This window comes from Pseudoalteromonas sp. S3260, assembly GCF_005886925.1.
In the GTDB taxonomy this organism is placed as follows: Bacteria; Pseudomonadota; Gammaproteobacteria; order Enterobacterales; family Alteromonadaceae; genus Pseudoalteromonas; species Pseudoalteromonas tetraodonis.
Genome location: NZ_PNCV01000042.1, coordinates 31,923 through 43,885, shown reverse-complemented (window position 1 = coordinate 43,885; position 11,963 = coordinate 31,923). Strand labels below are relative to the sequence as shown.

Below are 11,963 nucleotides of genomic sequence, written 5' to 3'. Positions count from 1 at the left end.
CCTTGTAATTAGTTTTACAAGGGCTTTTTTATAGTGACTTTACCTAATAAATTATTTTAGCGGCTTTAATACACAGCAAAAAGTGGACAAACATATGAAACCAATAAAACACGTCGTCATTGCAGGCGGTGGTACAGCTGGATGGATAGCCGCTGCACTGTTAAATAAAGTATTAGGTAAAGTAATTAATATTACCCTAATAGAATCAACTCACATTGGCACAGTGGGCGTAGGGGAAGCCACTATTCCCCCTATAATGCAGCTAAATAATGCATTGGGTATCAATGAACAACACTTTATAAATGCCACTAACGCGACGATTAAGCTTGGTATTGAGTTTGAAAACTGGAAAAGATCAGCACACAGTTATATGCATGCGTTTGGCACTTTGGGTAAAAACTTTCCTTTTTGTGACTTTTATAATTTTTGGCTTAAAGGCCAAACGCAAGGGTGCAAAGATGATTTTTGGGATTTTTCATTAAATTATCAGGCTGCGAAAAACAATAAATTTGCTCCACTGAATACCATTTCTAACACGTCGTTGCCAGGATTAAGCTACGCGTATCATTTTGACGCCAGTTTGTATGCTGAGTTTTTAAAGCACTTAGCCACAGAGCGGGGGGTAAAACATCTAGATGCTAAAATTAATGAGGTCATGCAGTGCCCAACCAGTGGCAATATTCAGAGCCTAACCCTTGATGATGGCAGCAGTATCAGTGGCGATTTATTTTTAGATTGTACGGGCTTGCGTGCCTTATTGATTGAGCAAACACTCAATACTGGGTTTGTAGATTGGTCGCACTACTTACCCTGCGATAGCGCCATTGCAGTACAAACAGCATCAAATGGTGAATTAAAACCTTATACACGTTCAATTGCGCACAGTGCCGGTTGGCAGTGGCAAATTCCATTACAGCACAGAATGGGGAATGGCTTAGTATATTGTAGCCGCCATATATCTGATGACGATGCAAAACAATTATTACTCAATAATCTTCCTGCAGAGCCTATTACTGAACCCCGATTAATTAAGTTTAAAACAGGTCGTCGTTTAAAACAGTGGCATAAAAACGTCGTCGCCATTGGCTTATCGAGTGGGTTTTTAGAGCCACTTGAATCAACCAGTATTCATCTAATACAAAGTGCTGTGACGCGTTTAATTAAGTTATTTCCTCACCATGGGGTTAGTGATGCGTTAGTAACAGAATTTAATAAGCAAAGCATCACCGAAATCGAGCATATTCGTGACTTCATTATTTTGCACTATAAGCTAACTGAGCGGAAAGATACTCCATTTTGGCGTCAATGTAAGCAAATGGAAATTCCGCAATCGTTAGCGCATAAAATGGATTTATTTAAACAAACGGGCAAAGTAGTGCGCGAAAACGACGAGTTATTTGCCGAAGTGGCGTGGCAACAAGTCATGATAGGTCAAGGCCTATTACCCGATGATTACGGTGCGCTAGCAGATTCATTAACCAATGAGCAATTAGCCGAGTTATTTAGTAATTTAAAAACATTAATAAATTCAACGGTAGAGCAACTGCCAAGTCACACCGTATTTTTAAGTAGTTTAAAACCAAAGTAAGCCCCCAAAAATTTTCATGCGGGCAGTTTAATTTTTGGGTTAACAGGTGCTGAATGTAGCTGTGAATACGTATGCAGCAACTGTAACCAAACTACAGTTAGCTTTAGTATAAACCAATGACAACACTGAAATAAAAATGACACACACAATGAAAAAAAGATTTTACATACCCTTGCTGCTATCAAGCACATTAGTTGTGCAAGGCTGCAGTGATGATAATGAAAGCACGCAAGCAAAAACGATTGTAAATAAGACAGAGCCTGTAAAGCCAGTTGTTTATCAAGTGTTTACCCGTTTATTTGGTAATACTCAAACCGCAAACATTCCATGGGGTACTAAAGAGCAAAATGGCGTGGGTAAGTTTGTTGACTTTAACGACGCAGCGCTTAAAGGCATTAAAGAATTAGGAACGACCCATGTGTGGTATACCGGCGTTTTACATCATGCCTTAGTGGGTGATTACACCGAATATGGTATTAGTCAGGATGATCCAGATGTGGTTAAAGGGCGTGCAGGCTCGCCCTATGCAATTAAAGATTATTACGATGTAAATCCTGATTTGGCGGTAAATGTAACGAACAGGCTCGAAGAGTTTAGCGCGCTTATTGAACGTACCCACGATCATGATATGAAAGTGATAATAGACATTGTGCCCAATCACGTTGCACGTGATTACCACTCAACGGCTAAGCCTAATGGCGTTAAAGACTTTGGTGAAAAAGACGATACCAGCAAAGACTATGATGTTAATAATAACTTTTATTATGTACCCGGTGAGTCATTTCAAGTGCCTTCGAGCGATAGTTATCAAGTGCTTGGCGGAAATTCTCATCCCTTAGCTGATGGCAAATTTAATGAAACACCGGCTAAATGGACAGGAAACGGTGCACGCTCTCCACAGCCTGATATAAACGACTGGTACGAAACAGTAAAAGTAAACTACGGCGTTAAACCCGATGGTAGCCTAGATTTTCCAACTTTACCTAAGGCGCTAGAAAACCAAGATTACCGTGCACATTATGCCTTTTGGCAAGATAAAGAACTGCCAAATAGTTGGTATAAATTTAGAAATATTGCGCTTTATTGGTTAGATAAAGGCGTGGATGGCTTTCGCTATGATATGGCTGAAATGGTGCCGGTTGAATTTTGGAGCTTTTTAAATTCATCGATAAAAATGCATAAACCCGATGCATTTTTACTTGCCGAAGTGTACAACCCATTGATGTACCGAACTTACATTCACCAAGGTAAAATGGATTACTTGTATGACAAAGTAGGCTTTTACGACACCTTAAAAGCCATAATGCAAGGCAAGCAAGCCGCAAGTAGTATTTTTAATGCTCAGCAAAAAGTGGCTGACATAGAGCAACATATGCTGCACTTTTTAGAAAACCATGACGAACAACGTATCGCAAGTCCTGATTTTGCCGGCGATGCCGCATGGGGCAAGCCGGCAATGGTGGTCTCTCACTTAATCAGTCGCTCGCCAAGCTTGCTTTATTTTGGTCAAGATGTCGGTGAAGATGGCTCAGAAAACGCGGGGTTTGGTAGCCCGACTCGCACCAGTATTTTTGACTATATTGGTGTTCCTGCTCACCAAGCGTGGATGAACAACGGTAAATTTGATGGCGGTCAGTTAACAACTGAACAAGCGCAATTACGCCAATATTATATTTCAATTATGGCACTTAACGATTTACCAGCGATTGTTGCCGGCGATATGGCGCAGCTGATGATCACGGGGAGTGACAGCGTGGTTGGTTTTGTGCGTACCTTAGGCCAACAATCATTATGGGTGCTGAGTAACTTTAGTCAAAAAACGCAAACGGTTACCGTTACACTTAGCCCGCACCAAGCTTTAACTCTCAAACCTAATTCAACGTTAAATGACCTGTTAGAGGCGCATAACGGTATTTTGGTTAATCACGATCAACAAAACGCCACCTTTACACTGACCCTTGATGCATTTAGTAGTGCGGTTTTAATTAATAAGGCTGAAAAATGAATAACAATAAAAACAAACCAGATTTAAGTTTTTGGCAAATATGGAACATGTGCTTTGGCTTTTTAGGCATTCAATTTGGCTTTGCACTGCAAAACGGTAATGTAAGCCGAATATTTCAAACCCTTGGAGCGAATGTAGATGACATTCCTATTTTGTGGGTGGCAGCACCACTTACCGGTTTAATTGTACAGCCAATTATTGGTTACTGGAGCGATAAAACCTGGGGCAAATTAGGCCGCCGTCGTCCGTTTTTTTTATACGGCGCTATTTTAACCACATTATCGTTATTTATTATGCCAAACTCACCAACACTTTGGATTGCAGCGGGCATGTTATGGATCATGGATGCATCGATTAACGTCACCATGGAACCATTTCGCGCCCTTGTAGGCGATAACCTACCAAACAAACAGCGTGCTACGGGCTATGCAATGCAAAGCTTTTTTATAGGCGTAGGCGCCGTGGTTGCTTCTGCACTCCCTTGGATGATGACAAACTGGTTTGATATTGCCAACACCGCCGCTGCAGGGCAAATTCCTGATTCAGTAAAGTACTCATTTTACTTTGGTGCAGTTGTATTGCTGGTCGCAGTGGGCTGGACAATTATAACCACCAAAGAATATTCACCTGAAGAATTGGCCGCATTTAATCAACAAGAGCAAGCTGAAGTTGAACAGGCGGTTTGTGCACAAATTAACTTTAGTAAAGGCGGCAGTGTATTTACCGTGTTAGGGCTTGCCGTACTTGGTTTAGTCACGGGATTAAACCTAGAAAAAGAGCTGTACCTTTTAGCAGCTGGCTTAGTGAGTTTTGGCGTTATTCAATTTATTGCAGCCGCACTACAGGCAAAAAACCACACCAGCGGTGGCTTTTACCAAGTCGTTAACGATGTATTTACCATGCCAGAGGCGATGAAACAACTTGCTTGGGTACAGTTTTTTAGCTGGTTTGCATTATTTGCCATGTGGATTTACACCACCTCAGCGGTGACCAGTTTTCATTATGGTAGCAGCGACACAAGTTCAGCGGCGTATAACAATGGTGCAGACTGGGTGGGTATATTATTTGCGGCTTACAACGGTTTTGCTGCATTGGCGGCTTTATGTATCCCGATCATCGTTAAGCGTGTTGGTTTAAAACTAGCGCATGCACTTAACCTTATTTTAGGTGCGTTAGGATTGGCGAGCTTTATGTTTATACAAGATCCGAGCTTACTTATTTGGCCAATGATAGGTATTGGTTTTGCGTGGGCGTCTATATTGTCGTTGCCTTACGCCATGTTAAGTACCTCAGTACCGAGTCATAAAATGGGTGTGTATATGGGAATATTTAACTTTTTTATTGTGATCCCACAATTATTAGCCGCCAGTGTCCTTGGCCTGATACTCCGTCACTTTTTCCAAAATCAACCTATTTACGCATTGATGCTAGGTGCTGTGTCTTTTGTACTTGCAGCGGTTGCCGTACTGCGTGTTAAACAGTCTTAATTTAAGGGGCTAAAATGAAAAAATATAATCTAATTACCGCGACAATATTGGCCGCAGGCCTTGTAGGTTGTGGCGTGCAAAATACGCAAACCAGTGCAGTAGCGCAAACATCAGTGAGTGCGCCAGGCGCACCAGGCGAAGCCCCATTTTGGGCATACGCAGGCAAAACTGGGATAGGCACGTCTTTTGAGCAATACCAAAATGGTCACTACAGTGACGAAGCACCTACAGGTAAAGTGTCAAAAGTATGGTTTTCGATTGCCAAAGGGATGATAACCGAAACCATGTACGGGCTTATTCATCAAGCGCAAATTAAAGACATGCAATTTGTTGTAGTCGGAAAAAATTTTACAGTCACTGAAGCTGACGATTTAGACGTTACAATTGATTACTTATACAAAGACGATAAAGGCCGCCCGTTATCATTAGCTTACAAAGTAGTAAGCAAAGATAAGCAAGGTCGCTTTAGCCTCGAAAAACATATATTTACCGATCCAGACGGTCAAACCTTATTTGTACGCAGTATTTTTAATACCCAGCTTGACGGTGTAAAAGCATATGTAACAGTTAACCCGTATATAAACAACAACGGCTTAGATGACTTTGCAAAAACCACCGAGCAAGGGTTGGTAGCGTGGCAGGGCGATAATTATTTGTCATTGCAAGGTGCAAAGCCATTTAAACAAACAAGTGTTGGTTTTACAGGTGTGAGTGATGGTTTAAGCCAGCTTAAAACAACTCAGCAGCTTACCCGTGTTTATAAAACTACCGGTGAACAATCGGGGAATGTTAGTTTACTTGCAGAGCTGGGTGCAATTGGTGAAAACAGCCAGTTCGATTTAAGCCTAAGTTTTGGCAATAGCGAACAAACCAGCTTTAAACAAGGCCAAGCTACGCTAGCCAAAGGTTACCAAGCTGTGCTTGATAATTACAACGGTAAAGGCGAAGCACTTGGTTGGCAAGACTACCTGCAAAGCCTTGCACCGCTAAATAACATGAGCGAACAAACCGCAGATAACGGCAAGTTACTTTATACCAGTGCTATGGTGTTAAAAGCCCAAGAAGACAAAACCCATGCCGGGGCACTTATTGCCTCTCTATCTAACCCATGGGGCGAAACCGTATCGGCTAAAACAGGTTCTACTGGTTATAAAGCGGTATGGGTGCGCGACTTTTATCAAGTTGCCATGGCGTTTATGGCCATGGGCGATAATGCAACAGCCAAAACCGCATTTGAATACCTTGAAAAAGTTCAAGTAAACAGCAAAACCCCGGGCAATAAAGGTGATACTGGGTGGTTTTTACAAAAAACACACGTAGATGGCGAACTTGAATGGGTAGGCGTACAGCTAGACCAAACCGCTATGCCTATTATGCTAGCGTGGAAGCTTCATCAAGCTGATGTATTAACAGATGCAGAGCTGAGCGATTGGTATAGCCGTATGTTAAAGCCCGCGGCAGACTTTTTAGTTGAGGGTGGTCGTGCAAACATTCTATGGAACGACACACAAATAACGCCGCCAGCCACTCAGCAAGAACGCTGGGAAGAGCAAGAAGGGTATTCGCCATCAACCACCGCTGCTGTTATTGCCGGTTTAATTACCGCCGCTGATATTGCAAAAATGGCAGGTGATGAGGTAAATGCTAAACGCTACCTTGCAACAGCAAAAAGTTACAACGCCGATATAGAAAGCATGATGTTTACCACCGCAGGTAATTTAGAATCAAACGCAACAGACGGCGAGTATTTTATACGTATTGGCCAAGACAAAGACGCCAATTCAAATACTAAAATTAACGCCAACAATGGCCGTGAAGGGTTTAATAAAAAGCAAATTCTCGATGGTGGGTTTTTAGAGCTCGTTCGCTATGGTGTACGTGATGCGCTAGCGCCTAGCATAGTAAAAACACTGCCAGAATATGATGACGAAACCCTAACAGATAACTTACAAGTTAAATACAGCTTTGAGTTTACTGATGGCAGCGGCACATTTGCAGGCTACCGCCGTTATGGTAACGACGGATACGGTGAAGACGAGGTAACGGGCGCTAATTATGCCGAAGGTGGAAAAAATAGCCCAGGTCAACGTGGGCGAGTTTGGCCATTTTTTACCGGTGAACGAGGCCATTATGAAATTGCCGCCGCGAATGCCAATAATACCTTAGATGCAACTAAACAGCAGGCTATTAAAAATAGCTATGTAAAAGGGCTAGAGCAATTTGCTAACGAAGGCATGATGCTACCAGAACAAGTATGGGATGGCGTGGGCGTAAATAAAGCAGGATACACGTTAGGCGAGGGTACAAACTCGGCCACACCATTGGCGTGGACGCATGCTGAATATGTTAAGCTAGTGCGCTCACTAAGCGACAAACAAGTATGGGATCATTATCCGGTGATAACTAAAGCACTAAAATAACCACAAACTATCCGCAGTTCAGGTTAATTAACATAGCCATAGTAAAATACGGCTATGTTATTTATTACAATAATAACGAGGCTGAAATGAAAACATTTACCTTGAGCGCATTAGCATTAGCATTAGCAATCATGCTAACAGGCTGCCAAAGTGCACCATCATTAAATAACAACACGAATAACACCGAAACATCGCAATTAAATACTGAGCAACACGCAACGCCTTGGTGGCAAAATGCGGTATTTTATCAAATTTGGCCACGCAGCTTTTACGACAGCGATGCTGATGGCCATGGCGATTTTAACGGTATGACCCAAAAGCTCCCGTATCTACAAGACCTCGGTGTAAATGCATTGTGGTTAACCCCGATGTTTGAAGCACCGTCGTATCATGGCTATGATTTTACTGAATTTTACCAAGTAGAAAACGACTACGGCAGCATGGCAGAGTTTGAAGCCTTTATAAAAGCCGCTGACGACAAAGGCATGAAAGTCATACTTGATTTAGTTATAAACCATATATCAAGTAATCATGAATGGTTTCAGCGTTCAGCAAATAATGAAGCCCCTTATGCAGATTACTTTATTTGGCGCGACGATATGCCAAAAGCCGGAAGTGGCTGGGGCCACGCATGGAGTAATAACGACCAACCCGACGCAGTATGGCATTGGAGTGAAACACGTCAGCAGTATTACTATGGTGCGTTTGGAGCAAGCCAACCTGACTTGAACTTACGCCACCCTGATGTTGTTGCCGAAATGGAAAAAATGGCCAAGTTTTGGCTTGATAAAGGGGTTGCTGGCTTTAGGTTAGACGCAGTACGTTTTGCCATGGAAGGTGGCGCAGATGCGCAAGCCGATACCGACGAAACTATTGCATATTGGCAGCACTTTAACCAATACGTAAAAAGCGTTGATCCAGAGGCGTACTTAGTAGGTGAAGCATGGGCTGACATTCCCGTTGCGGCAAAATACTTTGGCGAAGGTAAAGGGCTTGATCAAGGCTTTGATTTTGAAGTTGGCTATAAAATACTGGGCTTATTAAAACTCGATGCCAGTGGTGAAGCGCAATTTGGCACCATGCAATCTAACCAAAAAATCAACGCAGTTGATGCCAATGTGCTCAAACAAAATTTACAACAGCGTATTGATTCAACTGCACCGCTTGATTTTTTTGCACCGTTTTTAACTAATCACGACCAAGAGCGAGTGGCTTATCAACTTACTGAACACGACGATAAGGCAAAACTTGCCGCCGCCATGTTATTTAGCTCTCCTGGCACGCCGTATATTTATTACGGTGAAGAAATTGGCCTAACACAAGGTGGCACAGGTCACGATGTGTATAAACGTGCGCCTATGCAATGGGACAACAGCAATCAAGCCGGTTTTACTCAAGCTAAAACAAGTTGGGTTGAGCAGGCTGAACTGTTTGGTGATAACTACACTCAGTGGTGGCCTGAATATTTAGCACAGCAAATTAATGCTGCTGATCGCAATGTAAAAACGCAACAAGCACAATCTGATTCACTGTGGCGTTTATATCAGCACTTAATCGCACTAAAAAAACAGCGCCCAGAGCTGGGTATTAAAGGCAGTTATGAATTAACACAGCATAACAACGGCCTAGTTGAAATAACCCGCGAGTTAAACGGCAGTAAAAGTATGTTTGTGCTTAACTTAACCGCTAACCCACAAACCATCAGTAGTATTAAACGCGGTGGGTTAACGCCTAACTGGCAACACGATCTCAATGGCGAGCAACTCGCTGGCTATGGTTTGTTGTTACTGAATAACACACTATAAATAAAATACACATAAAAGGGGCTAACATACGTAAGCCCCTTTTGGTAAAAGTGCTCTTATTGCATTACCCCCAAGTTATAGCGCATTTTAATGAGTCATAAGTCGCTTAACTTCTTCTGGCGTCATGGCGCTTATCATGAAAATGCGAGACGAGCGCATTTCCTTCTTTAGTCTTATATTTAGTACCAAGAAAAAAATTACAGCTGACAATGGTTAGGTTATTTGTTAAAAAGTAATTAATAAATAGATTAGCGTGACTTTCGCAGAAATATACGCGACGAGCGCACTATAAAATTGTTAAAACTCAAGGAGGGCGCTGTGCTATTTAAATACCTAGCTCCAGATAGGATTGATGTTTTAGATTAGAATCTTATTCGCTTTACACAGCCAGCTGACTTTAATGATCCTTTTGAGTTTAAACCTGTCATTTCAACTTTGGCTTCAAAAGAAGAAATGGACGAAGTGTTCGAAAGCAAAATCAAGAGTTTAATTAAAACTGAGTTAGAAATATCCCCTGAGTTAAGCAAATTAATTTCGCCAGCTCAGTTAGAAGCTTTAACAAGACAAAACTACGGTCAATATTGGCCGGAAATAAACAAACAGTTTTCAGCCATGGGTGGCGTAGTTGCCCAAACTTTTGATGAAAAATCAAACGAAATAATCGGAGTTCTTTCGCTAACGGAAAAAAACAGCAATTTACTTATGTGGGCGCACTATGTCCGTTCACATACAGGATTTTGCATAGGATTTGACGATAACAATCCGTTCTTCAATCAAAAACGAAGCGATAGAGATGAGCTTTATCATCTTCGAAAAGTAGAATATGCGAAAGATAGACCGACAAAACGAGTAATGGAGCTTACTGGAGTTGAACTCCTCTTAGTTAAATCTGAAGATTGGTTTTATGAGCAAGAGTGGCTTATGTGTGCTGTATTAAGCGACTCAAACAGAGTGATTAAGGTGGATATGTACCCTATACACCTTTTTAACTTTCCAAAAAGTGCGGTCAAAGAAGTCATCTTAGGGGCGCGTATGGAAAATAAGAAAAAAGATCAGCTGCTCAACGTTCTTAGTTCGAAATATGAAAACGTTGTGGTCAAGCAGGCAAGTATTTCACCAACAGAGTTCAAGATCGAGTTCGTTGAGTTATAACAATCCGCGTCATACTGGGCCTGCGGCCCCTGCGACTCTCATAAGTTCGCGCTCATGCGCGGGGCTTTATGTGAATTTCAGATAAAGGAGTATTTAATGAAAAACTATTAATATTAGCATTTTTTGCGATGGCATCATTACCAGTGTCAGCAAAAGAATCGAAAACGGACTTTAAGGAGCTAGGTCAAAATTATTTTGATGCGATGGTGGCTAGCCAAGCTCCAAATGCAACTTCCAAAGACTTAGAAAAGTTTCTTGCTCTCCTAACCGATACTGTAGATTAATATTCGCTCATTCAAACTGCTATCCCGACAATTTAATAAAATATTTATGGATAGATTATGCGCTTTTTTTCAAACAAAACAGCCACATTGAGTGTTAGCTTTTTATTGCTTGGCACGGGTTTTATGCTGATAGAAAACAGTGTGTATCAATATGTTGATAATAACGGTGTATTGCATGAAAGCTTATTTTTGCCTTTGAGTATACTGTGTTTTGCTTTGGGGTTATTTTTTGTGGCCAGTTTATTAGCCCGCCAAGTAATAGAGCTCTTTAAAAGCGCAAGGGCAGAGGAAAGTTAACCTCAGCGTTTATTGCTCATTATTTAAATTAGCGGGTTCTAATAAATTAAATGTTGGTAAGCGCCATTTAAAGCGTACCGATGCCATTCGAATTAAATAGCCTACTACTAAACTTGCAACCACGCTGATATTGTCATCAATGTTGTAGTGGTGCAGTGCTAAGTATAAACAAGCAACAATAAGCGCTACGCTTGCGTAAAGTTCATGATGAAGTACTAATGGCGCTTGGCGACAAATTAAATCACGCAATAATCCACCAAATACGCCGGTCACAATAGCAGCGACCACACAAATTCCATAGTGCAAACCCATATTAAGTCCAACTTGGCAGCCAATAATACTAAACGCAGCAAGCCCTAGTGCATCTAGGCGCATAAATATGCCTTTAAATTTAACCACCCATTTTGCCAACCAAGTGGTAACAATACCGGCTAGGCAAGTGATCAGTAAATATTCTGGGTGTTTTACCCAAGTCAGTGGGTAGTTACCTAATAAAATATCTCGCACGCTACCACCACCAATAGCTGTGGCACTGGCTACTAACATAACACCAAACCAATCCATGTTTCTGCGCCCAGCGCTGAGTGCACCGGTCATGGCTTCTGCTGTAATTCCGATGATGTAAACAATAGTGAGTAGCATGAAATAGTCACTTAAACTTTTAAGAGCAAAAATTAAAGTGCGATTGTAGAGATAAAATAGTGCATTGACGAGTGAAAAATCACATTAAAAACAGCCACTTTCAGATTAAAAAAACTAATGTTATAGCAAGGTGTGAATAGGCAGTTAATCTAGAGAACGCTTTTGGTTTGCTGGTAAAAACAGCAAGGACAAATGACCGCAATTAAGCCAATAAAGCCCAAATAAATATAAGGGTAAGAGGAGGGGCATTTGGCTACTTTTTAAAGGGGGGCCTCATGCAATG

General features: G+C 41.6%; 9 protein-coding genes. 8 read left to right on the top strand and 1 reads right to left on the bottom strand.

Annotated elements, in window-relative coordinates; all coding sequences use genetic code 11:
* The first annotated feature begins 94 nt into the window (after positions 1 to 94).
* The 8 genes from CWC14_RS08325 to CWC14_RS08295 all read left to right on the top strand — a co-directional run bounded on the left by CWC14_RS08325 (position 95) and on the right by CWC14_RS08295 (position 11,038).
* Positions 95 to 1,588, top strand: a complete 1,494-nt coding sequence (locus CWC14_RS08325) for a tryptophan halogenase family protein (protein ID WP_076921001.1) — start codon at positions 95 to 97, stop codon at positions 1,586 to 1,588.
* Between the two features lie 148 nt (positions 1,589 to 1,736).
* On the top strand, positions 1,737 to 3,593 hold the full coding sequence (locus CWC14_RS08320; protein ID WP_138562316.1) for an alpha-amylase family protein: 1,857 nt from the start codon (positions 1,737 to 1,739) through the stop codon (positions 3,591 to 3,593).
* Entirely contained in the window at positions 3,590 to 5,080 is a 1,491-nt protein-coding gene (locus CWC14_RS08315; RefSeq protein WP_013464811.1) for an MFS transporter, read from the top strand. Before CWC14_RS08320 ends, CWC14_RS08315 begins: the two co-directional genes overlap by 4 nt.
* Positions 5,081 to 5,094: 14 nt before the next feature.
* Positions 5,095 to 7,500 (top strand): glycoside hydrolase family 15 protein, encoded by a 2,406-nt coding sequence (locus CWC14_RS08310; protein WP_138562314.1) that lies wholly within the window; start codon positions 5,095 to 5,097, stop codon positions 7,498 to 7,500.
* Positions 7,501 to 7,586: 86 nt separating this feature from the next.
* The gene (locus CWC14_RS08305) at positions 7,587 to 9,305 is read left to right on the top strand and encodes an alpha-amylase family glycosyl hydrolase (RefSeq protein WP_138562312.1); all 1,719 of its coding nucleotides are present in this window, start codon (positions 7,587 to 7,589) and stop codon (positions 9,303 to 9,305) included.
* Between the two features lie 453 nt (positions 9,306 to 9,758).
* Positions 9,759 to 10,457, top strand: coding sequence for a DUF2971 domain-containing protein (locus CWC14_RS08300; protein ID WP_249928724.1), 699 nt, complete (start codon positions 9,759 to 9,761; stop codon positions 10,455 to 10,457).
* Positions 10,458 to 10,600: 143 nt separating this feature from the next.
* A complete protein-coding gene (locus tag CWC14_RS19145) occupies positions 10,601 to 10,741 on the top strand; it encodes a hypothetical protein (protein WP_171036832.1) in 141 nt (46 codons plus the stop codon).
* A 57-nt stretch (positions 10,742 to 10,798) separates the two neighbouring features.
* Positions 10,799 to 11,038 (top strand): DUF3955 domain-containing protein, encoded by a 240-nt coding sequence (locus tag CWC14_RS08295; protein WP_138562310.1) that lies wholly within the window; start codon positions 10,799 to 10,801, stop codon positions 11,036 to 11,038.
* 9 nt (positions 11,039 to 11,047) lie between these two features.
* On the opposite strand, the gene CWC14_RS08290 is transcribed toward CWC14_RS08295, so the two are convergent.
* Positions 11,048 to 11,680: a trimeric intracellular cation channel family protein gene (locus CWC14_RS08290; RefSeq protein WP_075169453.1), complete on the bottom strand. Its 633-nt coding sequence runs from the start codon at positions 11,678 to 11,680 to the stop codon at positions 11,048 to 11,050.
* Positions 11,681 to 11,963 lie beyond the last annotated feature (283 nt).